The organism is Deinococcus cellulosilyticus NBRC 106333 = KACC 11606 (assembly GCF_007990775.1).
In the GTDB taxonomy this organism is placed as follows: Bacteria; Deinococcota; Deinococci; order Deinococcales; family Deinococcaceae; genus Deinococcus_C; species Deinococcus_C cellulosilyticus.
This window is the reverse complement of record NZ_BJXB01000003.1, coordinates 281,723-306,677: the sequence shown is the minus strand read 5'-3', so window position 1 is coordinate 306,677 and position 24,955 is coordinate 281,723. Positions and strand designations below refer to the sequence as shown.

Genomic DNA, 24,955 nt, shown 5'->3' with positions numbered 1-24,955 from the left:
CTCTTGCCTCCATATGCATTCCATCACAAGCCTCAACCTGATGCAGTGACGGCAGACGGACCTTCAGTACTTCATCTTGAAGGTGACTTTGTCTCCAGCCTTGATGCTGTTCTTTTTGAACCAGCCAAGGTTCATTTCGATGGCTCCAACGACAGGTTTGCTGGAGGGGTATGTGGGGCAGTTGGCTTCTGTGGCTTTGCAGGGTTTCATTTGCAGGATGTCCACGATGGTCCCCTGTGAGTTGAAGTAGGCAATGTCCAGAGGAATCAGGGTGTTTTTCATCCAGAACGCCACCCGGCGGTCCTGTACACCCAGCAGAAAGAGCATTCCCGCGTCTTTTGGCATGCTGGTGCGGTACATCAGGCCTCGCTCGGATTGTTCCGGGGTGATGGCTGCCTCCAGCGAAAGGGTTTTGGTGACTTTGCCCGTGAACGTCACTTCTGCACTGGCAAATTCGATGGGTGACACACCAGCAGGAAGTTTGATCTGGGCGGAAGCTGCTCCCAGGAGCAGTGCAGCGGCGAGGAGGAATGTTTTCATGCTGCTTTTATGCTACCGAATCTTCAGGTGAAAAAAGATGAAAAGCCCGCCTCCGATCAGGGAAGCGACTTGAGCAAGTGTTGGGTCTTTCCTCAGGCCAGAAACCTATGCACCTGCATCAGTCCGCACAGCAGAACCGATATAACAGAGGAGAAGGAGAAAAAATGCAACATCTGCCCAACACCCTCCAGCTTTTTTTCAATGATCTGGCCGCCATTCCCGAAGTGGAAGCCTTGCTGCTTGCAGGTTCCCAGACGGCAGCCACCACCGATCAGCATTCAGATTATGACGTTTATGTGTATTCCAGTCAGCCTGTACCAGAGGCTTCCAGACGTGCAGTGTTCGAAAAGCATGGCGCAAAGATGGAAGTGAGCAACACCTTCTGGGAACTTGAGGACGATGGCCACATTGGAAGCGCTCCCATTGAACTGATCTACCGCTCCTGGGACTGGCTTGAACATGAAATGGAACGCACCGTGGTGCGCTGCGAACCCTGGATTGGTTTCACCACCTGCTTCTGGGACAACTTCATCCGTTCCCGCATCCTGTTTGACCGCACAGGCAGGGCAAGAGCGTTGCAGGAGAAATACAGTGTCCCCTATCCTGAAGCACTCAAAAACAACATCATCCAGAAAAACCTGCCTCTGCTGAGGGCACAAATGCCCAATTACCTTGATCAGGTCAAAAAAGCCATTCAGCGCGACGACGTGGTCAGCATCAACCACCGCATCGCTGCCTTTCTGGCATCCTATTTTGACGTCCTCTTTGCCATCAACCACCTGCCCCACCCAGGAGAGAAGAAACTGGTGCGCATCGTCAAAGAACGGTGCCAGCAGGTTCCAGCGCACTTTGAAGAAGACATCCGTGCAATCACCCTGCTGAATGCGCCCCTGGAGCAGGTGCCCTTTCATCTGGAACGGATGACAGATGAGATTGAGGGGATGGTGGAGGGTTAGATCCTCTCAGCTCAGGGCAGTTGGTTGTTCAAGAGCACTGCCATGTCAGATCCCCCTGCCTCGCGCTTCGCTTGAGACTGTCCCCCTTGTTAAGGGGGACTTGGTGTGCGTCTGGGATGGCTTCCATCTGAGACAAACCCCCATCCCCCTTCGTTAAGCGCCTAAGTGCGACGCGGCGACCCAGCGCGAAACGGGCCGCCCCGTGAGCGCGTGAGTCAAGGTCAAGAAGGCCGCCCCGCAAGCACGTAGTAGAGGCAAGAAGGGGAACAGCTTCGAACGAATGCGAGAAGCAGGGGGATCTGAGCCTCAGCCATCGAAGTCCACACCCAGAAAAGCAGGGGACCCCTCAAGATCCCCTGCAAGTCAGAACCTGTTCAGGCCCGGGTCAAATTCGCAAACTTGGTGAGCAGGGTCTTGTTCCCCACCCCCGGGAAGTTCACCGTGACCTGCTGCTTGTCGCCAAAGCCTGCAACGGCCAGCACGATGCCTGTGCCGAATTTGGGGTGCTTGACCCGTTCTCCCCCTTTGAAACCGTCCGATTCCGAAACTGCTGTGGGGCTCGGTGCAGTGGATTTGGGGACGCTGGGAGCACTGGGGTGAAAGCTGGACCAGTTGCCGCGTTTCTTGGCGGTGGCAGGCTGGCCGTAAAGGTCAACAGGCACAAAGCCACCTTCAATTTCTTCCAGAAAGCGACTGTCCTCGCAGGCGTTGGTTTTGCCGTATTGCATGCGGTTCTCAGCAGCAGTCAGGTACAGGCGGTCCATGGCACGGGTGATCCCCACATAAAACAGACGCCTTTCCTCTTCCAGACCTCCGGGTTCCATCAGGCTGTTGCGGCTCGGCAGAAGGCCCTCCTCCACCCCCACGATGAACACCACCGGAAATTCCAGCCCCTTGGCGTTGTGCAGGGTCATCAGAGTGACGCTTTCATCAGGAACGCCACCATTTTCGCGTTTGACTTTTTCGTCATCCACGCTTGAAAGCAGGGCGGCATCATCGAGAAAGTCTGCAATGGAACCCCCCTCGTGCTGTTCACTCCAGTCGGTGGCGGCGTTCAGCAACTCTTCAAGGTTTTCCCGGCGGTCCAGACCTTCCTGGCCTTCGAGTTTGAGCATCTCCAGGTATCCGGTGGATTCAATGACCAGCCTCAGGAAGTGGTGGGGTTCGTACAGGTCCACGGATTCAGACAGGGACTGCATCAGGAGGGCGAATTCCTGACATTTGCTTGCCCCGCGCTCCAGGATGGTGTCTGCCATGCTTGCCGCTTCCAGCAGGGATTTGCGGTGCAGGCTGCCCCAGTCCAGCAACTTCTGGACAGCCGTGTCCCCGATGCCCCTTTTGGGACGGCCCACAATGCGCCTGAAGGCCACATCGTCGGAGGGGTTGATGGCCAGCCTTGCATACGCCAGGATGTCTTTGATTTCCCGGCGGTCATAAAATCCCACCCCACCCACAATCTTGGCTGGAATCTGGGCCCGTCTGAGGGATTCTTCCACCACGCGGGACTGGGCATTGGTGCGGTACAGCACAGCCATGTCGGTGAGTTTGTATCCCTTGTGGCTCAGGAGGGTGATCTGCTGGGCGATGAAGTCCGACTCAAACTTCTGATCGGTGGCCCGGTAGAACCAGACATCCTCCCCTTCTGGTTTGACAGGCACCAGGGTTTTGTCCAGACGCTCGGCATTGTTTTCAATCAGCTTGTTGGCAATGGTGAGGACCTTGGCACTGGACCGGTAATTCTCCTCAAGTTTGTAGACTTTAGAATCTGGGTAATCCTGCTGAAAGTCCAGAATATTCTTAATGTCTGCTCCACGAAATTTATAGATACTCTGGTCGGGGTCCCCAACGACCAGAAGATTTCTTTCCTTTTTTGCCAGTTGCCTTGCAAATTCATACTGGGCGGTGTTGGTGTCCTGGTACTCGTCGATCATGATGAACCGGGCACGGGCCTGGATTTTCTCCAGCACCTCAGGCACCTCTCTGAAGAGGCGCACGGTTTCAGAGAGCAGGTCCCCGAAATCAATGGCGTTCATGCCCCGCATGCGGGATTCATAGCGGCGGTATCCCTCGACGGCAACGTCTTTGCGCAGGCCCGCCATGAACTCGTCTCCTTTGACGTACAGGTCATCGGGGGTCCAGAGGTTGGATTTGGCCTTGTCGATGATGGCCCGCAGGTACCTGGGATTGGATTCCTGGGGCATGCCTGGAATGTTGCCCATGATCTCTTTCAGAAGGTCAAGTTGATCGTCGTCATCCAGAATCACGAAGCCGCGCTTGAGGCCGATGTTCTCGCCATAGGCACGCAGAATGCGCACCCCTGCGGAGTGAAAAGTGCTCATCCAGAGGTCACTGGCACCATAAACCAGCTTTTCGGCCCGTTCGCGCATCTCGGCGGCGGCCTTGTTGGTGAACGTCACCGCCAGGATTTCTCTGGGTGGGACGTGGTGGTGCATGATCAGGTGGGCGAGGCGGTAAACCAGGGTGCGGGTCTTGCCACTTCCTGCGCCCGCAATCACCAGAGCGGGTCCGGTATAATGGGCAGCAGCCTCGGCCTGGTTGGGGTTTAGCTGTGACAGTAAATCCATGTGCCAATTCAGTTTACAGCAAGACGAATGGCGTGGATGCAGATCCATCTTGCTGGTGTAGACCCCTGATACCCACCCAGTGGTTATACTAGGGGCAAGAAAGTTGGTATTGTATCAAAGGGCGACTGATATCATGAGCAAACAGGAACAACTGCAACACATCATCGATCACCTTCGCAGTGCCATCCCCGAGCTTCAAGGGGTGATGGTGGCCTCTACAGACGGTCTGCCCATCGCATACTCGATGGCTGGCACCGACCCGACACGAGTGGCTGCGATGGCGGCAACGGCCCTAGGTCTGGGGAAACGCATCAGTGAGACACTGAACGCAGGAACCCTTAGTGAAACCAGCGTCACTGGCTCCAGCGCACAGATCCTGATCTATGCCGCCGGAACCAAGGGCGTGCTGGCTGTGGTTGCACCCAGTTGGTCCAGTGTGGGTCTCATTCACCTGGAAGCCCGCGATGCAACCCGTAAAATCGCAGAGATGCTGTAAAAAGTGCTCTGACGTCTCGATCAGACCTGCCTCTTGAAGGCAGGTTTTTTTGATGGGAATTGGGTATTTGCCGAGGGCCGAGAGCAAAAAGCAGAAACCCTTCTGGTGGTTGTTGGGATTGTTCAGACGAGATGGATGTTTGGTTTCAACCAGGGAACTGCTCTAAAACCAGGAGGTTTATCCCATACGGAAGGGCTTCTTGCCCATGAGCCTCTGAGCTTTGATCATTTCCCAATGCAAGACATTTTCACGAACGAGTGAAAGCCAGAAACCTGTCTTTTGCCCTCGGCCCTCGGCTCTCGGCCCTCGGCAGCCTTCCAACCCACCCTTGAAGCACAATCTACAAGTTCCCTAAATTGGTACACTGATCCCATATGCGTCTTTCCACCACCGATATCTACTCATTTCAGGCTCTTGGCTATCTGGGCATGCAGGAGCTGGACCGCTGGGTGAGCAGCGATGAGATCAGCGAACACACCGGCATCGCCCGTCCTTACCTGGTGCGCATTCTGGCCCTGCTGTCGAGCAAGAACATCATCAAGTCCAAAAAAGGCATCGGTGGCGGGTATGCGCTGGCCCGCAAGCCCCATCTGGTGAGCCTGTGTGAGGTGGTGCGTGCTGTGGATGGTCCAGTGGCTCCCCTCTCTTGCATCAGCCTGAACTGGCATGAGGACTGCCCGGAAGAACCCAGATGTTTTGCCCGCAACAGGATCTGGCGTCGCATTCGGGATGCTGTGCTGGAGGTGCTGGGCGAGATGACCGTTGCAGATCTGGTGCAGGATTTCAAGCAGGGGAACAATTATTCGTACTGTCTGGGTCACCTGCTGAGGCCCAACGTCTGAGCTGTACATTTTGATGGTTTTCCGGTCTCCTGTGCAACAGTGCGCAGGGGATTTTTTTCATGCTGGGTTCGGTTTTCTCTTTGCTGCTGCAATTGAGCACTGGCTCGCTTTTAGACAAGTCCCAGACAGGTCTTGACCCGCACAGCAGCATTGTTTACAATCCTTGTAAATTGAGTAGTTTACTATTCTACTCAACTATTCTTCAGGAGGGCTTGCCCCATGGACCACAGACCCAGTTTGGAACACTTTCAGCAAAGCAACATGATCGCACTGACCCTGATCGCAATGGTGCTTCAGGTGCCCGGACTGCTGTTCTGTCTGGCCTTTACCATTCTGGTTGGCGCAGTGCAGCCCGCTTACTCCCCCTTTCGCTGGCTCTACAGCAAGCTCACTGGTCTTCAGATTGAGATCCCCCAGTCCTTTGAAGCCAGCCAGTTTGCCCAGCTTCTCGGGGGTGCATTCCTGCTGGCTTCCAGCCTGGCCCTCTTCAGCCAGAGCCTGATTCTTGCTGCAGTTCTTGCAGGCATTGTGGTGCTGCTGGCCCTGATCAACCTGACCACCGGTTTCTGCCTGGGATGCCAGATCTTCTACCACCTGAAACTGCGCAGCTTCCGCCAGAGCAAACAACACTGACCTTTTCGCCACTTCTGTGATGCTCACACCTGTTGAGCATCACTTTTGACAAGGAGCCCCACACCATGAAAAAGATTCTCCTGACCACCCTGCTCATCCTCGGCGCTGCATCTGCACAGAAGGCCACCACCGTCCGCATCGGCATCTTCCCCAACGTGACCCACGCTGCAGGTCTGGTGGCAGTGAACCAGAAACTGTTCCAGAAGGAACTGGGGGCAGGCATCAAACTGGAAGTCAAAGAGTTTGCCAACGGCTCGCAGATCAATGAAGCTTTCGCTGCCGGAGCCATTGACTTTGCCTACGTTGGACCTGGCCCTGCCATGAACGCCTTCATGCGCGGTGTGCCCATTCAGGTGATCAGCGGTGCAGCCCAGGCTGGAGCCGTTCTGGTCTCCAGAGGTGATGTGAAAATCACCGGTGTGAAGGGCCTCAAAGGCAAGAAAGTTGCGGTGCCCACACGTGGCTCTACGCAGGACATCAGTCTGCGTTATATCCTGAGAGAAGCAGGCCTCAAACCCACCGATCAGGGCGGCGATGTCACCATCGTCCCCATCAACCCCGCTGACATGCCTGCTGCATTTGCCTCCAAACAGGTGGATGCCGCGCTCGTGCAGGAGCCCTGGGGTGCAGTGCTGGAACAGCAGGGTGCCAGACTGGTCCTGAGTGAGCGCCAGATCTGGAAAGGTGGCAACTACACCACCACCGTGCTGGTGGGCAACACCACCTTCATGAAAGAGAACCCCAAGATCACAGAAGCGATCCTCAAGGGCCATCTGGATGGCATCAACTACATCAAAAAATCCAATGTGCTGGCCCAGAAAGCCCTCTCCAACGAGATTTACGACATCACCAAGCAACGCCCTGACCAGAAGGTCCTCTTCAAGGCCCTCTCCCGCACCAGAATCGGCTGGCAGATTCCTTTAGACACCCTGGAAGAATACGCCGAGCTGAACAGAGATGCCGGATTTGCCCGTGCCACCCCAGATTTCTCCCAATTCCTCAATCTCAGTCTGGTTCAGAAACTCGCCAAGTGAGGTTCGACATGAAAAAACTGCTATTCACAACCCTGCTGCTGATTGGCGCAGCATCTGCCCAGAAAGCCACCACCGTCAGATTGGGTTACTTTCCCAACGTGACCCACGCTGCCGCACTGGTCGGGCTTGAAAAAGGTTATTTTCAGAAGGAACTCGGCAACGTCAAACTGAGCGCAAAAGAATTCGTGGCTGGCACCGCCCTCAATGAGGCTTTCGCAGCAGGGGAAATCGACATCGGTTTCATTGGCCCTGGTCCTGCCATCAACGGTGCTGTGCGGGGCTTGCCTGTTCAGATCATCGCCGGGGCGTCAAATGCAGGTGCAGTGCTGGTCGCCCGCAAGGGGACAGGCATCAAGAGCTACAAGGACCTTGCAGGAAAAAAAGTGGCCGTTCCCACGCTGGGCAACACCCAGGACATCAGCCTCAGACACATCCTCAAAGAGGAAGGGCTGACAGGCAAAGTCACCATTCAACCCCTCGCACCTGCAGATGTGGCGGCTGCCTTTGCAGCAAAACAACTGGATGCCGCCCTCGTCCCAGAACCCTGGGGGGCTGTACTGGAAAATCGGGGGGGTACCCTTGTGGGCAACGAGAAAACCGTCTGGCGAAACGGCGATTACCCCACCACCCTGGTCATCGTGAACACCAAATTTGCCCAGGAAAACCCTGAACTGGTCAAAGCCTTCCTGCGTGGGCACATCAAGGCCGTGAATTTCATCAAGAGCAATGGTCCTGCTGCCCAGGCCTCCATCTCCAGAGAGCTTCTGAAGCTCACCAAGGAAAAAGTGGACCCCCGGGTGCTGCAGCGTGCCCTCAAACGCACCGAGATCACCACCAGTTTCAATCTGGATGCCCTCAAGGAATACGCAGACCTCAACAAGGAAGCCGGGTTCATCCGTACCCTGCCTGACTGGAACACCCTGATCAACCCCAGTTACCTGAACGAGGTGAAGTAACGTGCAGCGCACCCTGGCCCCCAAAGCAAAAAGGACCACACCCCTGTGGGTGTGGCAAATTCTTGGCGTTCTCTTCCTGCTTGGCCTGTGGTACCTGCTCACCAGTGTGCTGAAGCTCTGGCCTCCCTATGTGATGCCCACCCCTCAACTGGTGTGGGAGGAGTTGCGTTACGGCTTCGTTCCCAGTGAAAACCCCAACGATGGTCAACTGATCCATGCCGTGACAGGCAGCCTGCGACGGGTGCTGCTGGGCTATGCCATTGCTGTGGGCCTGGGTGTGGTTCTGGGTGTGATTCTCAGCGCGAACCGCACCCTCAGGGACACCGTTGGAACGTGGTTCACAGCCATTCAAAGCATTCCCTCCATTGCGTTTGTGCCTCTGGCCATCCTGTGGTTCGGTCTGAATGAAAGAGCCGTACTCTTCGTGGTGATTCTGGAAGGCACCCTCCCCATCACCCTGGCCATCAGCAGTGCCCTTTTGAATGTGAATCCTGCTGTGGTCACTGCAGGGAAAAACCTGGGTGCAAAAGGGCTCAAACTGTACACCCATGTGCTGATTCCAGCTGCTGTTCCCAACCTGATCACGGGCCTCAGAACCGCCTGGAGCTTCAGCTGGCGTGCCCTGATCGGTGCAGAACTCCTCACCTCCAACCCTGGCCTTGGGCAGGTGCTGGAGACGGGCAGAAACATCAGCAACATGGCCCTGGTGATCACCACCATCCTGATGGTCGGTGTGGTTGGTGGGATTTTCGATCAGGTGCTCAGGCGCTTTGAGAACAGCACCCGCACCCGTTACGGCCTGGAGGTGCGTCAATGATTGTTCAGCTTCAAGAGGTGGAGTATTCCTACAACACCCAGAGCACCGTGGGACCTCTGGACCTCACCGTCCAGAAGGGGGATTTCCTCAGCGTGGTGGGGCCTTCAGGAAGCGGAAAAAGCACCCTGCTCAACCTGCTTTCTGGAAACTACAAGCCCACTGCCGGAAAACTGGAATTTGCTCCTGGCACCCGCATCATCATGGTGCAGCAGGACCCCGGACTGTTTCCCTGGCGTACGGCACTGCACAACGTGACTTTTGGTCTGGAAATGCAGGGGGCCAGCAGATTTGACCGTGAGGAAAGGGCCAGAGCAGCCCTGGAACTGGTGGGCCTCAAGGGCTATGAGAAGCGTCGCATTCACGAACTCTCCGGAGGCCAGAAACAGCGTGTGGCCCTGGCCCGCGCCCTGATCATGAAGCCTGATCTTCTTCTGCTGGACGAGCCTTTCTCTGCCCTGGACCCCCACACCCGCAATTCGCTGGGAGAAGAACTGAAAACCATCTGGCAGGAAACGGGCCAGACCATCTTGCTGGTCACCCACGACCACATCGAGGCCGAGTTGCTGGCCCAGAAAGTGGTGGTGCTGGAAGACGGCAAGATCAAGAACGTGGTGGATCTGGAAGTCAAAGCCCCCCACCTGCGCACCCGAAAAAACTGAAGTCACCAAAAGAAACTCCCGGCAATTGACCGGGAGTTTTTGTTGTTCTGCATTTGCCGAATGTGTTCTTACTGCGGGTTGGCAATCACCCAGTCGCTGCTGCTGAGCTGGATGTTGGGCACCTGTTTGCCTCCGGTGAGTTCCTGTACCCGGTCTCCCAGGTAAGCGCCCAGCCTCAGGATGCTGATGAGACCTGCATTGTTCTGCACGCTCTTCTCACCCCTCAGGGCTTCCAGGAAGGCTTTGGTGAAGGCCCCATTGCCCCACGCGGGATCTTCGTAGGCGTAGGATTCGCCTCCGGTGGCTGCAAAAATCACTTTCTTGACGTTGGGTGGGGTGGGCACAGCATTGCTGGTGGTTTCCAGAGCACGCACCAGGCCGTCCACCTTGGGATTGGAGATGGCTCGCACACCGTTGATGCCTCCGGCACGGCAGGTGTCCAGAATCACGATGGTGTTGGACTGCAGCCCGGCATAGAACTCGGTCAGTTCGTCTTGCATCAGGCCTGTGCGGCGCAGGTACTGGGGATCGGTGTCATAAGTGATCACGTAGTAACGCCCATCCATCTGCTCGCCGTGCCCGGAGAAGAAGGCAATCACGGTGTCTTCGGGTTTGGCCAGTTTCTGCACCCGGATCATGGCGGCCTGAATGTTTTCCCAGGTGGCCTGGTTGTTGTGCAGCGAGAAATCGTAAACGTTGTTGTACACAATGCCCTGCTGCTTTTTCATTTCAGCAACAATGTCGGTGGCATCCTTCACCGAGTATTTGAGGAAACGGTCTTTGGAAACGTACTTGTACTCGTCGATGCCCACCGCCAGGATGTAGAGGTTCCCCTGAGGGGTGAACTGGTTCTTGTTGCCCTTGCTGTTGGTCAAAGAAAGTTTGCTCTGGCCCATCAGGGTCTGACCGTCATATGCAGAGACCTCGATGTTCAGGTTGCTGGAGGTGGTGTCCACCGGGATGGGCAGTTCGTACTCACTGGAGGCTGCAATCCCAATGGCCCTTGAGGCCGTGCCGATTTCCTTGCCGTTCACCAGAATCCTGAACTGCATGTTGCCCATGGGTTTGCTGGTGCGCACCTTCAGGAAGATCCAGTTCTCGGAGACGGTTGCACCCGGTTTGGGGTCCAGGATGTCAATCTTGATCTGGTTGGTGTTGACCGGCGTGTTGGTCGTCACCGTGGTGGTTGAGTTGCTGGTGTTGTTTGTGTTGGTGTTGCTGGGCGTTGGAGCATTCAGATCACCGAGCAGCAGGTCCAGGGTGCTCTGGGCGTCGGTGTTGCCCTGCGCAATGGCTTTGCGCAGCCACTCCTCTGCTTTTTTGGCGTCCTTGGCGACCCCTTTCCCTTTGTAGTACATGATGCCCACACGGTTTTGTGCCCAGGAGTCATCCTGCTGAGCGGCCTTCATGTACAGCTCGAAAGCTTTTTTGGGGTCTTCAGGAACCCCAGACCCGTTCTCGTACATCAGGCCGAGGTTGGAGAGGCCCAGGGTGTAATTCTGGTCTGCGGCCTTCTGGTACCAGAACACCGCCTTTGCATAATCCCGGGGCAGTCCGCCAAGGCCCAGTTCGTACATGTACCCGAGGTTGTTCTGTCCAATGACCACCCCGGCGTCTGCAGCTTTCTGGAAGAGTTGTGCTGCCTTTTTCTCATCCTTGGTGACACCCTGGCCGTTCAGGTACAGGTAGCCAAGTTCTGCATCTGCATCAGGGTAGCCTGCAGCAGATGCCCTTTCGTAAAGCTGCGCTGCCTTGCTCTGGTCCTGACGGGTCCCGAGACCGGCACTGTACATGTAGGCCAGATTGTAAAGGGCATATTTGTTGTTCTGTTCTGCCGCTTTCTGGTACCAGTTGAGGGCCTGCTGGGGGTCCTGCTTCACGCCGTAACCGTACTGGTACATGATGCCCAGATAGTTCTGTGCGTCTGCATAATTGCGGTTTGCCGACTGGGTGAAGAACTGCAGGGCCTTCTGGTAATCCTGTTTCACTCCGAGACCGTTGTAGTACAGATAAGCAAGATTGTAGGCCCCATAACTGCTGTTCAGGTCTGCAGATTTCTGGAACAGTCGCATGGCTTCCTGGTAATCCTGCTTCACACCCTGACCGTCACGGTACATGATCCCCAGGTTGTTGTAAGCCGCACTGTTTTCCTGCTCAATGGCCAGCCCATACCAGCGAATGGCCTGCTGAAAATCCTGTCTGGTGCCGTAACCGTACTGGTACATGTAGGCCAGTTCATTCTGGGCGTCGGCATGTCCCAGCAGGGCAGATTTCTGGAACCATTTGAAGGCTTCCTGATCGTTCGGGGGGTCCATCAGGTAGCGGTACACATAACCGACGTTGTACTGCCCCACCTCGTATTCCTGATCTGCCGCCTTGCGGTACCAGGAAAGGGCCTGGGTGTAATCGGACTTGACCCCATACCCGAATTCATACATGTATCCCATGGCGTTCTGGGCCTGGGCGTACCCCTGGTCTGCAGACTTGCGGTACAGTTCCAGGGCCCTGGTGTAATTCTGGGGGGTGGCTCGCCCCTGCTCATAAAAATAACCTGCAAGATACTGCCCTTTGCGGTTCCCCTGGGCACTGGATTTCAGATACAGCTCAAAGGCCTTCTGGTCGCTCTGGGCCACACCAAGTCCGTACTGGTACAGTTCTCCCATGTTGTTGAGGGCGAGAGGCACATTCTGCTGGACTGCAAGCTGGTACCAGGTGGCCGCCTGGGTGTAATCCTGTGGCACCCCTCCCTGACCAAAATCATAGAGGTACCCGATGATGGCCTGGGCAATGCCATCTCCCTGGCGGGCCAGCGGCAGGCACTCCTTGTAGGCAGTCACATAGTCGGGTTTTGCAAAGGCATCGTCGCACTGCTGGGTGCCAGCGAACGCCCATCCGGCAAGGCTCAGGGTGATGCTCAACAACAATTTACGCATGAGGCGCACTCCTTGGTGTGGGGGCAGGTCTGGAAAGCTGTCCGGTGCAGAGGACCAGCGGAAAGGCAGGAAGGGCAAAGGCTGTTCTGGAGGACAGTTTCTGGGGGATATCACACACTGTACACCCATTATAGAAAAACGCCCCTGATTGGGGCGTGATTGAGACCTGAACGATGAAGGTCTTATTCTTCGACGGTCAAAAAGCCCAGACGTTCGGCTTCCTGCACAAAGAAATTGATGTTTTCGCTGAGGGTCTGCTGTCCGAGGCTCTTGCGGTCATAAGATTCGGTGGCGGCAATGATCAGGGTTTCTGCAAGGCAAGCAGGAACGGCCCCCCGCCCGAAGTGCAGGTTGACGTTTCCGGTCATGCTGCCTGGAGGGACCACCACTCCACCAGGAATCACACGAACTCCGGGAACCTGCTTGACGCTTTCATCCACGTCGGCAGGGCGGCCCTCATCGAAGATCCAGGTGTTCTCCTTGACGTGCTCGGGAAAAATCACCGGGTCGGGATCACTGGTGGCTGTGAAGATGATGTCGCATTCTTTCAGGGAAGCGTAATCGGTGGTTGCAATAAATTCCGTGGAGGGGTTGGCCTTGGCCAGTGTCTTCATGCTGCGCTCCAGGCGCTCCTGGTCCCGACCCAGCAGGATCACTTTACCCACCTGAGGGCTGATGGTGCGGGCAATGCCGAACGCCACCACACCGTTTGCCCCGACCACTCCTGCAGTCGCTTCTTTGAGGTTGCGCCCCTGCTCCTCGAAGTGTCTGAGGATGCCAGGAATGGCGTTTTTCACGGTCCCAGCAGTATAGGCTCCACCGTTGGTCACATGAATCTGGGGAACGGCCTCCTGAACTTCCTGGCCCTTGTTGCCCACCGTGCTCCAGAATGCACCCAGACCCATCACACTGGCACCCATCTCGTGGGAGAGGCGTGCGCCCTGAATGGCCCTTTGAACGGCCAGTTCGGGTTTGTCCCGAAAGAACTCGGGCAGCACCGGGCAGGTGATCAGGTACATGCGCACATCGATCCCCTCAGAGGTCTTGATGCCGCGCAACTCATCCACCTTGACGGGACGGAGCTGCTCTGCGGCCCAGATCACCCATTTCAGGGGGATGATGCCCCGGTCCACCCAGGGTTTCAGCCACTTGATGCGCTCGGTCTGGAACATGTCGTCCGGGGTGAGGGCATGGATCATGAAGGCTGCCACACGCTCGTTGGGGTTCTTGCCGCGCATGGGAATGCGGTCTCCCAGACGGGGCTCTGTGTGGTCCATGATGCGACCAAGTTGCTCTTTGAGACGCCAGATGGCCACGCCCAGCATCACAAAGAGCAGGAATTTGTATTCCCCTTCAATGGAGGTGAACACCGTCACGGTCAGCGTGAGGAAAGCGAGGGAGGACAGGGTGGCCACAACCACAAAACGGGTGTAGGCAAGGAGGCCAGCAAACACCGCAATGGTCAGGTAGATCAGGACTTCAGGCAGGGCGTGTGAAGCACTCCATCCTGCCAGAACACCCAGCAGAACAAGATTTCCGCGCCCTCTGGGGGGCAGGTCGGGAAAGAACTTTCTGGGGGGAAAGAGGTGACCAAAGTAAGCTGCAATGCCTGCCAGCAGGGCAATTTCGGTCTGACCTGTTGGAATCGCCAGAGCAATGGCCACAAAAGCCTTGAGGATGTCAGCCATGGCACTGACCAGGGCCGGACCGGGACCCAGCAGGTGCATGACGTTCTCGATCCCCAGGTTGTGGGCAGACACTTCTCTGGGATGGTGGCCGGTTCTTTTGATCAGCCAGTACCCGAAGGGCAGACTGCCAATCAGATAGCTGAGGGCTGCAACAACAATGGCGGTGATGATCATAAATACCAGACTCAAATGTAGCACGAATGCCCTGGACAAACCCTGCCCATCTCACGATGGAGAGCGGTCAGCCATCAGCGCTCAGCCATCAGCAACAAAAACTGCTGGAGGTGCAAAGTTCCAGCAAAAGCCATCTCTGAGACCCCTTCAGCGCCCAAAGAGCCACACAGAGAGTCTGGTGTTGCGGATGCCATAAGCAAGGCCAAGCGGAATCAGCAGAGCCAGAACGATGTAAGCCACAAAAGTCAGGACAAAAAGAATGGTGGAATCTGGATAGCCCAGTTTCTTGAAACCATCCAGCAGAACAGGGTGAATCAGGTAAATCTGCAGGCTGTGCTTGCCGAGGAAAGCAAGTGGTCCTTTGAACCATTCTGGAGCTCTGGCAAAGCTGTGGGCCAGCCCAAAAAGCATCAGGGCGAAACTGGTGGTGAAAATCCAGTGGGCGATGTTGTACTGGTAGTTGTTGACCTGCAGACCGATCATGGCATTGAAGGCCAGGGGCAAGTAGAAAGCGTATCCTGCTGCCGCCCCGATGAAGATGTACAGTCGATAATTGCGCCATGCCCACTCAAACTCCCGGTAGCGGCTGCCAAAATACATCCCGAGGGCCAGGGCAGGAATGTACCACCACACCATCGTTGCCGGGTAACGGAAGTGAACGATGTCTGTTTCCTTGTTGATGAGGTAGATGGCGATCTGCAGGACAAAGCTGATGATCACCACCCGCCAGAAGTGCCGTTCTTTGCGTTTCCACAGGGGCACAAACAGTGGAAAAAGAGCATAAAACTGGAGGGCAATCAGCAGGAAGTACAGGTGGTAATATCCCTTGCCGTACTGCAACCAGAACAGCCATTTCTGCCAGTCCAGCAGGTCTCCTCCGAAAGCATAGATCTTGTACACCCCATAAAGCACCGTCCAGATCACGTAAGGCATCAGGCTTTTCTTGATTCGACCCCAGTAAAAACGCTTCACATTGAAAGGCTTGAGGACCGCAGCCTGCGTGAACACCACTGCCGTCATGAACAAAAAGGCTGGCACCGCAAAGTGGAGGGTACGGTTCATGAAGATCAGAAAGGCGTGCAGGTTCGATCCCACCTCTGCATACCGGATGCTGAACCCCAGCACATGGTGACTCACCACCTCAAGAATGGAGAGCCCTCTGAAGATGTCAATGGCCTGAATGCGCGTGGGTCTGGGGCGGGTGGGTTTGGCTGTCACAATCCATCCTTGCTGGGAAACACATCAATCACTGTCAAGAAAGACACCTGTGAATCCGGGGGCTTCTGTGTTGCATGCTACGGTGCTCACCTTAAGATTTGCTGGGCAATGAACCAGGGCCACAAGAGTTTTAGCACAAGTTGGCCGGGATAATGCTCCCTGCCCTGTCCCCATTCAGAAACCTTGAAGCCTCCAGGCTTCCAGTATGGTGTTAGATGCAGCACCCCCTTAAAAAGTTCCCTCAGGCCAGCGCAGCACAAACACCACCTGCAGGAGCAGCAAAACCAAACTGGTTTGACATGAAGACGTTAACCCGAGGGTTTGGCTGTAAGGCAATTCAAACCTTTCTCAATCTGTTGCCCTAAACTTGATCCATGCGAAATCCTGCCCTGATTGCCGATGAATTGCGCAGCATGGCCCACGCCGGGCTCCTTTATTCTGGAAATGTTTATGACCAGCACCGTTATCTGAAACTGATGGAACTCAGTGCCGAAGTGGCACAGCTCGAAATTCCTGCCCCAAAGCCCGAACTGGTCAAGGCTTACCTCCAGCAAGCCACCCACATCTGTCCGCTGATGGGTGCTGATGCGGTGGTGATCCAGGATGGCAAACTGCTGCTGATTCGCCGCAAAGATACAGGACTGTGGGCCTTGCCTGGAGGGACCATTGATGTGGGCGAGTCCGTTTCCGAGGCGGCGGTGAGGGAGCTTTTTGAGGAAACCGGTCTGAGGGCCACTCCAGTGCGCCTGCTGGGGGTTTTTGATGCAAAAGTGTGGAGGGGCCGCAGCCTGATGCACTTCTACCAGATGGTCACCTTGCTGGAACTCCAGGGCGGTGAGCTGCAAACCACCCTGGAAACCCTGGATGCAAAATTCTGGCCCCTGGATGGGCTCCCAGAACTCGATGAGGGACACCGTCTGATGGTGCCACACGCGATCAAGATGCTGCAGACGGGAGAGACCCATCTGGATCTGCTGCAGCCCTCTGACCTGAAAGCCCAGGACCCCCCAAAACCCAGAAAACGTGTTCAGAACGCCAGGTACCATCTGGTTCAGGGCCTTGTGCAACTGCTTTTCCTGCTGCAGAGAACCCCTTTACGCAGATGACAGCCTCTGCTGAACACACGCACCGCCAGCCGACCTGACCTTGATTGGAAAGCGCGGGGTATGGTACACTTCTCGCTAGTGTTTTGTGTGTGGTAGCATCAAAACTCCCGGAGTATGGCACCGGGGCGAATGACTGAGCTTTCCCCGAGGCTGAGACGTCAAGAGCCAAAACGCTAAACCCCTTTTTTGGAGTTGAGCGATGTTCAAAACCTACGTGCCTGAAAACCATGATGCAAAATGGATCCTGATCGACGCTGAAGGTCAAACCCTCGGCCGTCTTGCCACCAAAGTGGCCAGCATCCTGCGTGGTAAGCATAAGCCCACTTTCACCCCCAACGAGCTGTGCGGTGACTTTGTTGTTGTGATCAACGCTGGCAAAGTGAACCTGACCGGCGGCAAGCTGGACAAGAAAGTCTACACCCGTTACACCGGTTACCAGGGTGGTCTGAAGACGGAAACCGCTCGCGTGGCGCTCAACAAGCACCCCGAGCGCGTGATTGAGCACGCTGTGTTCGGCATGCTGCCCAAAGGCCGACTTGGCCGCCGCATCCACACCCGTCTGAAAGTCTACGCTGGAGCTGAGCACCCCCATGCTGCCCAGCAACCTGAACAACTGGAGATCAAATAATGGAACAGTTCTACGGTACTGGTCGTCGTAAGGCTTCCGTCGCCCGCGTGTTCCTGCGCCCTGGCGAAGGTAAAATCGTTGTCAACGACAAAGACTTCCAACAATACTTCCGTGGTCTGGTGAAAGCCATCTACGCGCTGCAGGGCTTCCGCGAAACCGGCACCCTCGGCCGTTACGATGCCTACATCACCGTCTCCGGTGGTGGCCCCAGCGGTCAGGCAGACGCCATCAAACTGGGCATTGCCCGCGCTCTGGTTCAGGCCAACCCTGACTTCCGCAGCGCCCTCAAGCCCAAAGGCCTCTTGACCCGCGACGCCCGCGAAGTCGAGCGCAAGAAAGCCGGTCTCAAAAAGGCCCGCCGCGCTCCCCAGTTCTCCAAGCGTTGATCGATTCCGCTTACCCAGCACCCCGAGGCTTCTCGGGGTGTTTTTTTGGTTGTTTGCCAGAGCACCAATCACTGAATCAGTAACACCTCTTCTGAACATTTTCCTGACAATTCAGGACATTTGCAGGTGCCCCCATTTTGTGCCTTTTTCTAGCATGTTCTTGCGAGGCGATGACATGTCGATCATGACCACTGGCGAAGAACTGAAAAACCTGAGAGAGTCCATTCTGGAGCAGATGCCCCCCGAAACCCGTTTTACAGAGCAGGATGCCCGGACCATGCAGCAGTACCGCATGCTGTTCCTCAGTCTGGCAGATCAGCTGGTGACGGGCTTTTATGACATGCTGTACCAGCACCACCAGACCCGGCAGATTTTCACGGAAGATGAGCGTCCACAGCGGGAAATCACCCTGAAACAATGGTGGCAGCGGGTGTGTTACGGCCCGTTTGATGACCACTTCTGGGACTGGATGACCTTTGTGGGTCTGGTCCATGTGGTGCGGGGGGTGAACAACCCGATGATGATCAGCGCCTGGGGATTTGTCTCCGAGAAGGTGATGGAGAAAGCCAGGGCTTCTTTGCCGCCCGAGAGGGTGTATGAATTGCAGGGAGCGATGATCCGTTTTGGTCAGACTTTCAGTGCCCTGATTTCAGAGAGCTACCTGAAAAACTACCTGGAGATGATTGCTGGAGCCACCGGAACCGATGAGAAACTGGTGGAACTGCTGGTCAAAATGGGAAGACAGGACTTCAAAGGCCAGATTCCGGGCCTGAAGAAAGACCTGGATCTGGCCCACCACTGACATTGAACTCAGGCTCTTTTTGGCGCAACGGCCAGCACAGGGCGCTCAATGGGGGTGGACAGGATCATGCTGGTGTTGACCATGCCGTACATGCTGAGGGCAGAGAGCAGTTTCTCGAGGTGTTCTGCACTGGAAACCGCCACCTTGATCATGTGACTGTCCGATCCTGTGACCACCATGCATTCCATCACTTCAGGGTAGTCTTTGAGGATCTCGGTGACTTTCTGCCAGCGTTCGTTGTTGGAGCGGAAGCGGATCAGGGCCTGCAGGTTGAGGCCAAGAAATTTGGGGTTGATCTTGACCGAGTATCCCTCAATGCAACCGGAGTCTTCCAGCCTGCGCACGCGTTCGATGGTGGCAGGCAAAGACAGGCCGATGCGTTTGGACAGGTCAGTGAAGGTCATGCGAGCATTCTCAGTGAGAGCCTGTAAGATTTTAAGGTCTACTGTGTCGAGCTTGTTATTTTCTTGCATACTTCGCTCCTTCTTAAGCAACATGTTAACCTATTTTTCTCAAAATGTTAATATTTTGCATTGACCCGGTCAAAGTTTGCGGATACCATACATGGGCTTCATCACCAGAAGCATGCACGCCAAAACCTGTACGCTTTAACACCAACCTCCTGCCCTCCTCACGGAGGGCACTTTTCTTGCCCCTCCGATTGGTTATAGTGAAGCATGCTTGTGGATGGGCCTGTGGTGCTTTTTGACGGAGTTTGCAACTTATGCAACAGTTCGGTTCAGTTCATTCTACTCAATGATCGAACAGGGCGTCTGCACTTCGCCTCCCTGCAGAGTGAAATTGCAGCAGAACTGCTTGAAGCCCACTGGAAAGGAGCTAACCTTCCAGATTCCATCATTGTGGTGGTCGAGGGCAAGGTGCATGCCAAGAGCGACGCTGCCCTCTACATTGCCCGAAACCTCAAGTTTCCATACTATCTGCTGGGGCTTTTTTCATTCATTCCCAGGCCCATTCGGGATGCCATCTACGACTGGATCGCCCGCAACCGCTACCGCTGGTTCGGCAAACGGGACCAGTGCATGCTCCCAAGACCGGAATGGAAATCCCGCTTTCTGGGCTGACTGGAGGTTTCATGGATTTTCTGAAGCAAACCGCCCACCGCCCGTGGCCCATGCCCGAAAGCCCATGGTTGATCTACATGGAGTGGGAGAACCTGCTGTTCCTGCATTACCCGGTGCATCCAGATGTCCTGCTTCCCCACATCCCTGAAGGGCTCACCCTGGAAACGTATGGTGGATTCGCCTGGCTGAGTGTGGTCCCTTTCAAGATGAAAAACACCCGACCCAGGGGACTCCCTGCAGTCCCTGCAGTGTCAGACTTTCTGGAACTGAACCTGCGCACTTACGTGACCACCGAAGGCAAACCAGGGGTCTTTTTCTTCAGCCTCGATGCCCAGAACCCTCTTGCTGTGAGAGGTGCAAGGCTGGGGTTCCACCTTCCGTACTTCGACGCCAGGATGCGCTGGGAGATCCAGCAGGGACGCACCCGTTACCTCAGCACCCGCACCCACAATAACGCCACCAGAGGAGAATTTGAGGCCTCCTACCAGCCTGTGTCTCCTTTGCCCAGACCATCAAAAAGCTCACTGGACCACTGGCTCACCGAGCGGTACTGCCTGTACAGTGCAGATTCAAAAGGAAGGATCTACCGCTGCAACATCCACCACCTGCCCTGGCCCCTCCATGCCGTGCAGGTGCGTGAGGTGAAAAACACCCTTGGGAACCTGATCGGAACGCGTCTGTTCAAAGCGGAATACGCCCATTACTCACCTCATCTGGCCGTCGTAGGATGGGGGCTGGAGCAGATCAACAAATCATGATTTGATGCGGAGGTTGTGATGAAGCGAACCACCACGGTATGGATCACCCTCGGATTGCTGCTTGCCAGCACAGCCACAGCCCAGGACCTCGGCGTTCCTGGAGCAACTCATGTGACCACCCTGGAAGGGGTCAGCGAATACCGCCTGGACAATGGCCTGAAAGTGCTCCTGTTCCCAGACGAATCCAAGCAGAGTTTCACCTTCAATGTGATGTACAAGGTTGGCTCTGTGCAGGAGTCATACGGTGAAACCGGAATGGCCCACCTGCTCGAACACATGATGTTCAAGGGAACCCCCAGTCGTCCAAAACTGACCGATGAATTCACCGCACGTGGAGCAGGAGCAGGGGGAGATGCCAACGCCACCACCAGCCCGGACCGCACCAGCTATTACGAAACCCTGGCCTACACCGAAGACAACCTGCGCTGGGCCATTGAGATGGAAGCAGACCGCATGGTCAACAGCAAAATTGCTTCTGAAGACCTTCCAACGGAGCGCACGGTGGTGCGCAATGAACTGGAAGCCGGAGAGAACAATCCCATTGGTGTCCTGCTGCGGCAGACCCAGGCAGCGGCCTTCAACTGGCACAACTACGGCAAGAGCACCATCGGCATCCGCAGCGATCTGGAAAATGTGCCCCTGCAGAACATCGTCAACTTCTACAAGACCTACTACCAGCCGGACAATGCCATGGCTGTGCTGTCCGGAAAATTTGATCAGAAGGCTGCCCTGGAACTCATTGTGAAGTCCTTCGGGAGCATTCCAAAACCCACCCGGACCCTGCCCAGAGATTACACCGTGGAACCTGCCCAGGACGGTGAACGCAACATCACCGTGGAGCGACTCGGGGAAATCCAGGTGTTCATCAGCACCTACCACATCCCTGCGGCCACCCATCCCGACCTGCCTGCACTCGATCTGCTGACCTCCATCATCTCCAACCAGCCTTCTGGACTGCTCTACAGGAATCTGGTGGAAAGCAAAAAAGCCCTGGAGGCAGGAGCGCAGATCAGCCTGAGCAAGTACCCGGATGTGCTGATGGCCTATGTGGTGACAGACAGAGAAACCAGCCTGGAAGAGCCCAGAAACCTGTTGCTGAAAAGCCTGGAGGAGTACAGCAAAACGCCTCCCAGCGAGGAAGAACTCGCCCGCATCAAAGCCCAGGCAGAAACCTACTACGACAGTCTGCTTGCTGATGCCCAGAGTGTCGGGACCACCCTTTCCGAGTATGAAGCCATTGGCGACTGGAAACTGTTCTTCTGGTACCGGGATGCCCTGCAGAAGGTCTCCGTGCAGGACATTCAACGGGTGGCAGGCAAGTACCTGAAGTCCATCAACCGCACCACCGGGACCCTGAAGCCCCTTTCCAGCAAACCTGAGCGGGTGGAAGTCCCTGCTGCGCCCAGTGCCCAGGACGTGCTGAAGGACTACCAGGGACGTGCCGCTGTTCAGTCAGGAGAAATTCTGGGCACCGATCCCATCGAAATTGAAAAACGGGTGGTTCGGGGGCAACTTTCCGAAACCCAGAAATTTGCCCTGCTCAGCAAAAAGACCCGGGGAGACAAGGTGTACGCCACCATCCAGCTGCACTGGGGGGATGCCAGCACCCTGAGGGGCCGGGTGGATGCAGGAAGCTTTGTGCCTGAACTCCTGCTGAAAGGCAGCGACAAGTACACCCGACAGCAGATTCAGGACCGCCTCACCGCCCTGAAAACCGTGGTTTCCATTTCCGGCAGTGCCAGTGGACTGACCCTCAGCCTGGAATCCGACAAAACCCATTATCAGGAAGCCTTGCAATTCCTCTCCGAAGTGATCCGCACCCCAACTTTCCCAGAGAAGGATTTTGAGGAACTGAAAGCCAATGCCATCGCTGGTCTGAGGAACAGCAAACCTGAACCTTCCACCCAGATCGGGGATTACCTGGGCAAACTCCTGATGCCAAAAGACGCCCAGCCTGGAGACCTGTTCTACAGCGAAACCACCGATGAAACCATCGCCAGCATCCAGAAGCTGACCCTGCAGGAGGTGAAAAACTTTTACAGGGATTTCTATGGGGCCAGCAATTTGGATGCTGCACTCCTCGGAGAGGTTTCCGAGGATGCTGCAAAAGCTGTGCTGACCAGCTTCGCTTCAGACTGGAAAACTCCGGTGTCCTACACCAAAATTGCAGCGCCTTTCGTGGCGACCACCTCCACAAATCACAGCATCAACACACCAGACAAACCCAACGCCCTGTTCCGGGTGATGGGCACCTTCAACCTGAGCCGCAACGACCCTGATGCTCCTGCCCTCACCCTGGCCAATTACATGTTTGGAGGAGGGTTCCTGAGTTCCAGGCTGATCAACCGCCTGCGTCAGACAGAAGGCATCAGTTACAGCGCAAACTCCAGCGTTTCCCTTCCCCTGGACTCCCAGAATGCCCGATTCAGCGCCGGAGCCATCTTCAATCCCAGCAACGCCAAACTGGCCGAACAGGCTTTCTTTGAGGAACTGAACCGTGTCCTGAAGGACGGCTTCACCCAGGAGGAACTGGACACCGCCAGATCCAGCTACCTGCAATCTGAATCGGTGGGCCTCACCGATGATGCCTCTCTGGTGGGGGTGTTGCTCAGCCAGACCGTCAATGACCGCACCTTCCAGAAAACCGCCGAATTCTACGAAGCCATCAAGAACCTGACGCTGGAGCAGGTGAATGCCGCCTTCCGCAAATACATCAAGCCTGAAAACCTGATTTTTGTGCGGGCAGGAGAATTTGAGTAAACCTGCACAATTGGAAGACCCCCTGCAATGCGTTTTGCAGGGGGTTCTTTTCTGCAGGCCGTCACTCAACGAACACCACTTCATGCCCCTCGTAAACTTCTGGAAACTGGAAGCCTTCGATCTGGGAGGCAATCACTCCTGCTGGTACCGCGTGTTCACGCAGGCTGTTCTGTCTGAGGGCAACTTCTGGAGCCGTGTGAAACACCACAAGTTTCACCCAGGCATGGTAATCGAGCCCAATGTTGATCAGGCGTTCGCGGGACAGCCTGCGGATGTTGGTGGCATCCCAGATCACCTGTCTGCCTTCCCTGAGGGCTTTTTTGAGCTGTTCTCTGGCCTGTTGCCAGACCTGACCGTTGATGCTCTGGTCTCCCCTGTCTCCAGAGAGGTCTTCCCTGAGGTCGTCCATGCTGATGATTTCCGTGTCCGGGAAATGCTCATGGGCCCAGGTGCTCTTTCCTGAACCGCTCAGGCCACACAGGATCAGCAGTTCTGATGGCCGGTTGCGCCACTGGAAGGAGCGGGCGATGGCTTCCTCTGGAGAATAGATGTGTCCTTCTTCGTAATCCAGTACGGCACTCTGCTGGATGTAGGGCTCAAAATCCCTGAGGGGCTTCAGCCAGTCCTGGTAAGGGTCATGCTCCCAGAGGTTGTACTCTTCACACTGGAGTTTGAAGAGGTCCAGCCATTCCAGTTGTTCCTCCAGATCGTCTGCAATGCGGCCCCTCAGGTCGGCCTGTTCCAGCCAGTACAGCAACCGCACATCGGTGATGCGGGCCAGTCTGCGAAAAGCCCGTTCAGGGGCACCCTGGGTGATCAGGTGTTTGGGGTCATGGTGGTGTCCCACCAGACCCATCACCGTGCGGACCAGTTCTCCAGAGAATCCAGCGGACCGCAGACGCAGTGCAATGTGGTCCCGGCCCATCATGGCATGACCGGGTGAGACAATCCGGCCATCGCGCACCCGGGTGGCTTTTGCCTTTCCAATATCGTGCAGTACGGCTGCAAGCACCAGAACAAGCTGCTCATGGGGGGTGAAGGCTTCATGCTCCAGAATCCGGTACATCTGCTGCAAAACCATGGAAGTGTGGATGTCCACACTGCCTTCTTTGTGCCACAGGCGGTCCTGTGGGGTCACATCAAGCTGGTGCAGCCAGTCCAGAAAAGGACTGAGGGCCTCTTTCCACTCTGGGAATTGCACCTCTTTTCCAGACCGCAGCTGTTCCACACAGCGCTGGACCTGTTTGGCGTAAATGGAATTCAATGGGGTGTTCATGTTTTCCTCAATCCGTTGGGGATCACGGCCTGATGCATCCAGTGTTCGCTGGTCTGCACGTGGTTGGCCCTGACCCATTTTCCAACCAGCGAGCCAAAATCGCTGTAGGGAAAGCTGCGGGCAGGACGCACCACGTAGCCTTCAGTGGTGGTGGTGTCAATTTCGATGTTCTGCACTTTCTGCTCGTCCCACAGGCCCCTGTAAAGTTCTCTGGGGGTGGGGGCACCGATTTCAGCGGCCCATTCCAGCGTTTCATCCCAGCCCAGGGCGCAGTTCTTTTCATCCCAGACGGAAAACACATAGAAGTAGGATTCCAGGTCATGGTAGACAATGGAATGCTGCGCATACATGTTCTCTCCGCAGATGCGGTAACCCTCTGGGATCAGGTGCCGGATCTGGCCGTGGTACCGCTTGATCCAGTCTCTGGAGGGGTGGTACCTGTTGTCCACGCTTCGGGCATGCAGGTAATCGCGGTAAAGGCTGGTGTTCTCTCCATCAAGCTTTTCGGTGATGACCACCTCCATGCCTTCCCAGATGCGGGTGTCGGGCAGAATCACATCGTCTGCATCGGCTTTCTGGGACCACGGGAGGTGGGGGGTTCTGGGGTATTTGGTGTAATGCATAAG

23 protein-coding genes are annotated in these 24,955 nt (G+C 55.8%); 15 read left to right on the top strand and 8 right to left on the bottom strand.

The features are described 5' to 3' along the window. Positions 1-63: 63 nt before the first annotated feature. The gene (locus DC3_RS05320; protein WP_146882900.1) at positions 64-540 is read right to left on the bottom strand and encodes a DUF192 domain-containing protein; all 477 of its coding nucleotides are present in this window, start codon (positions 538-540) and stop codon (positions 64-66) included. A gap of 164 nt (positions 541-704) precedes the next feature. On the opposite strand from DC3_RS05320, the gene DC3_RS05315 reads away from it, so the two are divergent. Further along, on the top strand, positions 705-1,496 hold the full coding sequence (locus DC3_RS05315) for a DUF4037 domain-containing protein (protein ID WP_186815833.1): 792 nt from the start codon (positions 705-707) through the stop codon (positions 1,494-1,496). Positions 1,497-1,870: 374 nt separating this feature from the next. Here the strand turns inward: DC3_RS05315 and DC3_RS05310 are convergent, their stop codons facing one another. Then, positions 1,871-4,081, bottom strand: coding sequence for an ATP-dependent helicase (locus DC3_RS05310; protein ID WP_146882898.1), 2,211 nt, complete (start codon positions 4,079-4,081; stop codon positions 1,871-1,873). A 133-nt stretch (positions 4,082-4,214) separates the two neighbouring features. Here DC3_RS05310 and DC3_RS05305 point away from each other — a divergent pair, with 133 nt between their 5' ends. The 7 genes from DC3_RS05305 (at position 4,215) to DC3_RS05275 (ending at position 9,518) form a co-directional block, all read left to right on the top strand. Continuing rightward, positions 4,215-4,577 (top strand): roadblock/LC7 domain-containing protein, encoded by a 363-nt coding sequence (locus tag DC3_RS05305; protein WP_146882897.1) that lies wholly within the window; start codon positions 4,215-4,217, stop codon positions 4,575-4,577. A gap of 374 nt (positions 4,578-4,951) precedes the next feature. Further along, complete coding sequence (locus tag DC3_RS05300) at positions 4,952-5,419, top strand: Rrf2 family transcriptional regulator (RefSeq protein WP_146882896.1); 468 nt, start codon at positions 4,952-4,954, stop codon at positions 5,417-5,419. 219 nt (positions 5,420-5,638) lie between these two features. Then, entirely contained in the window at positions 5,639-6,052 is a 414-nt protein-coding gene (locus tag DC3_RS05295; protein WP_146882895.1) for a DUF4395 domain-containing protein, read from the top strand. Positions 6,053-6,117: 65 nt separating this feature from the next. After that, complete coding sequence (locus tag DC3_RS05290; RefSeq protein WP_146882894.1) at positions 6,118-7,086, top strand: ABC transporter substrate-binding protein; 969 nt, start codon at positions 6,118-6,120, stop codon at positions 7,084-7,086. A gap of 8 nt (positions 7,087-7,094) precedes the next feature. Then, positions 7,095-8,042 carry an ABC transporter substrate-binding protein gene (locus DC3_RS05285; protein WP_146882893.1) on the top strand — a complete coding sequence of 316 codons (948 nt, stop codon included), beginning with the start codon at positions 7,095-7,097 and terminating at the stop codon, positions 8,040-8,042. 1 nt (position 8,043) lies between these two features. Then, positions 8,044-8,859: an ABC transporter permease gene (locus DC3_RS05280; RefSeq protein WP_246130557.1), complete on the top strand. Its 816-nt coding sequence runs from the start codon at positions 8,044-8,046 to the stop codon at positions 8,857-8,859. Next, positions 8,856-9,518 carry an ABC transporter ATP-binding protein gene (locus DC3_RS05275; RefSeq protein ID WP_146882892.1) on the top strand — a complete coding sequence of 221 codons (663 nt, stop codon included), beginning with the start codon at positions 8,856-8,858 and terminating at the stop codon, positions 9,516-9,518. Before DC3_RS05280 ends, DC3_RS05275 begins: the two co-directional genes overlap by 4 nt. A 68-nt stretch (positions 9,519-9,586) precedes the next feature. Here DC3_RS05275 and DC3_RS05270 read toward each other — a convergent pair whose 3' ends face one another. The 3 genes from DC3_RS05270 to DC3_RS05260 all read right to left on the bottom strand — a co-directional run bounded on the left by DC3_RS05270 (position 9,587) and on the right by DC3_RS05260 (position 15,531). Then, a complete protein-coding gene (locus tag DC3_RS05270; protein WP_186815832.1) occupies positions 9,587-12,451 on the bottom strand; it encodes a caspase family protein in 2,865 nt (954 codons plus the stop codon). Between the two features lie 182 nt (positions 12,452-12,633). After that, entirely contained in the window at positions 12,634-14,313 is a 1,680-nt protein-coding gene (locus DC3_RS05265; RefSeq protein ID WP_146882890.1) for a glycerol-3-phosphate acyltransferase, read from the bottom strand. Between the two features lie 147 nt (positions 14,314-14,460). Continuing rightward, on the bottom strand, positions 14,461-15,531 hold the full coding sequence (locus tag DC3_RS05260) for an acyltransferase (RefSeq protein WP_186815831.1): 1,071 nt from the start codon (positions 15,529-15,531) through the stop codon (positions 14,461-14,463). Between the two features lie 374 nt (positions 15,532-15,905). On the opposite strand from DC3_RS05260, the gene DC3_RS05255 reads away from it, so the two are divergent. From DC3_RS05255 to DC3_RS05240, 4 genes are all read left to right on the top strand, one after another. Then, a complete protein-coding gene (locus tag DC3_RS05255; protein ID WP_146882888.1) occupies positions 15,906-16,637 on the top strand; it encodes an NUDIX hydrolase N-terminal domain-containing protein in 732 nt (243 codons plus the stop codon). A gap of 199 nt (positions 16,638-16,836) precedes the next feature. Then, complete coding sequence (gene rplM / locus DC3_RS05250; protein WP_146882887.1) at positions 16,837-17,265, top strand: 50S ribosomal protein L13; 429 nt, start codon at positions 16,837-16,839, stop codon at positions 17,263-17,265. After that, positions 17,265-17,651: a 30S ribosomal protein S9 gene (rpsI, locus tag DC3_RS05245; protein ID WP_146882886.1), complete on the top strand. Its 387-nt coding sequence runs from the start codon at positions 17,265-17,267 to the stop codon at positions 17,649-17,651. The genes rplM and rpsI overlap by 1 nt, the downstream gene beginning before the upstream one ends. 184 nt (positions 17,652-17,835) lie before the next feature. Further along, positions 17,836-18,453, top strand: a complete 618-nt coding sequence (locus DC3_RS05240; protein ID WP_186815830.1) for a protoglobin domain-containing protein — start codon at positions 17,836-17,838, stop codon at positions 18,451-18,453. An 8-nt stretch (positions 18,454-18,461) separates the two neighbouring features. On the opposite strand, the gene DC3_RS05235 is transcribed toward DC3_RS05240, so the two are convergent. Continuing rightward, on the bottom strand, positions 18,462-18,926 hold the full coding sequence (locus DC3_RS05235; protein WP_186815829.1) for an Lrp/AsnC family transcriptional regulator: 465 nt from the start codon (positions 18,924-18,926) through the stop codon (positions 18,462-18,464). A 204-nt stretch (positions 18,927-19,130) separates the two neighbouring features. Between DC3_RS05235 and DC3_RS05230 the strand changes: the two genes are divergently transcribed. Genes DC3_RS05230 through DC3_RS05220 form a run of 3 tightly spaced genes read left to right on the top strand, consistent with a single transcriptional unit; the run spans position 19,131 to position 23,053 of the window. Next, the gene (locus DC3_RS05230; protein ID WP_146882883.1) at positions 19,131-19,535 is read left to right on the top strand and encodes a thiol-disulfide oxidoreductase DCC family protein; all 405 of its coding nucleotides are present in this window, start codon (positions 19,131-19,133) and stop codon (positions 19,533-19,535) included. A gap of 11 nt (positions 19,536-19,546) precedes the next feature. Next, complete coding sequence (locus tag DC3_RS05225) at positions 19,547-20,293, top strand: YqjF family protein (protein WP_186815828.1); 747 nt, start codon at positions 19,547-19,549, stop codon at positions 20,291-20,293. An 18-nt stretch (positions 20,294-20,311) separates the two neighbouring features. Beyond that, a complete protein-coding gene (locus tag DC3_RS05220; RefSeq protein WP_146882881.1) occupies positions 20,312-23,053 on the top strand; it encodes a M16 family metallopeptidase in 2,742 nt (913 codons plus the stop codon). Between the two features lie 61 nt (positions 23,054-23,114). Here DC3_RS05220 and DC3_RS05215 read toward each other — a convergent pair whose 3' ends face one another. After that, the gene (locus DC3_RS05215) at positions 23,115-24,329 is read right to left on the bottom strand and encodes an AAA family ATPase (protein ID WP_186815827.1); all 1,215 of its coding nucleotides are present in this window, start codon (positions 24,327-24,329) and stop codon (positions 23,115-23,117) included. Further along, complete coding sequence (locus DC3_RS05210; protein ID WP_146882879.1) at positions 24,326-24,952, bottom strand: RNA ligase family protein; 627 nt, start codon at positions 24,950-24,952, stop codon at positions 24,326-24,328. Before DC3_RS05210 ends, DC3_RS05215 begins: the two co-directional genes overlap by 4 nt. Positions 24,953-24,955: the final 3 nt, after the last annotated feature.

Excerpts from the sequence above, each read along its gene's own strand:
- DC3_RS05320 (WP_146882900.1), bottom strand. The coding sequence starts at position 540 with ATGAAAACATTCCTCCTCGCCGCTGCACTGCTCCTGGGAGCAGCTTCC.
- DC3_RS05315 (WP_186815833.1), top strand. The coding sequence starts at position 705 with ATGCAACATCTGCCCAACACCCTCCAGCTTTTTTTCAATGATCTGGCC.
- DC3_RS05310 (WP_146882898.1), bottom strand. The coding sequence starts at position 4,081 with ATGGATTTACTGTCACAGCTAAACCCCAACCAGGCCGAGGCTGCTGCC.
- DC3_RS05305 (WP_146882897.1), top strand. The coding sequence starts at position 4,215 with ATGAGCAAACAGGAACAACTGCAACACATCATCGATCACCTTCGCAGT.
- DC3_RS05300 (WP_146882896.1), top strand. The coding sequence starts at position 4,952 with ATGCGTCTTTCCACCACCGATATCTACTCATTTCAGGCTCTTGGCTAT.
- DC3_RS05295 (WP_146882895.1), top strand. The coding sequence starts at position 5,639 with ATGGACCACAGACCCAGTTTGGAACACTTTCAGCAAAGCAACATGATC.
- DC3_RS05290 (WP_146882894.1), top strand. The coding sequence starts at position 6,118 with ATGAAAAAGATTCTCCTGACCACCCTGCTCATCCTCGGCGCTGCATCT.
- DC3_RS05285 (WP_146882893.1), top strand. The coding sequence starts at position 7,095 with ATGAAAAAACTGCTATTCACAACCCTGCTGCTGATTGGCGCAGCATCT.
- DC3_RS05275 (WP_146882892.1), top strand. The coding sequence starts at position 8,856 with ATGATTGTTCAGCTTCAAGAGGTGGAGTATTCCTACAACACCCAGAGC.
- DC3_RS05270 (WP_186815832.1), bottom strand. The coding sequence starts at position 12,451 with ATGCGTAAATTGTTGTTGAGCATCACCCTGAGCCTTGCCGGATGGGCG.
- DC3_RS05265 (WP_146882890.1), bottom strand. The coding sequence starts at position 14,313 with ATGATCATCACCGCCATTGTTGTTGCAGCCCTCAGCTATCTGATTGGC.
- DC3_RS05255 (WP_146882888.1), top strand. The coding sequence starts at position 15,906 with ATGCGAAATCCTGCCCTGATTGCCGATGAATTGCGCAGCATGGCCCAC.
- rplM (WP_146882887.1), top strand. The coding sequence starts at position 16,837 with ATGTTCAAAACCTACGTGCCTGAAAACCATGATGCAAAATGGATCCTG.
- rpsI (WP_146882886.1), top strand. The coding sequence starts at position 17,265 with ATGGAACAGTTCTACGGTACTGGTCGTCGTAAGGCTTCCGTCGCCCGC.
- DC3_RS05240 (WP_186815830.1), top strand. The coding sequence starts at position 17,836 with ATGACCACTGGCGAAGAACTGAAAAACCTGAGAGAGTCCATTCTGGAG.
- DC3_RS05235 (WP_186815829.1), bottom strand. The coding sequence starts at position 18,926 with ATGCAAGAAAATAACAAGCTCGACACAGTAGACCTTAAAATCTTACAG.
- DC3_RS05230 (WP_146882883.1), top strand. The coding sequence starts at position 19,131 with ATGCTTGTGGATGGGCCTGTGGTGCTTTTTGACGGAGTTTGCAACTTA.
- DC3_RS05225 (WP_186815828.1), top strand. The coding sequence starts at position 19,547 with ATGGATTTTCTGAAGCAAACCGCCCACCGCCCGTGGCCCATGCCCGAA.
- DC3_RS05220 (WP_146882881.1), top strand. The coding sequence starts at position 20,312 with ATGAAGCGAACCACCACGGTATGGATCACCCTCGGATTGCTGCTTGCC.
- DC3_RS05215 (WP_186815827.1), bottom strand. The coding sequence starts at position 24,329 with ATGAACACCCCATTGAATTCCATTTACGCCAAACAGGTCCAGCGCTGT.
- DC3_RS05210 (WP_146882879.1), bottom strand. The coding sequence starts at position 24,952 with ATGCATTACACCAAATACCCCAGAACCCCCCACCTCCCGTGGTCCCAG.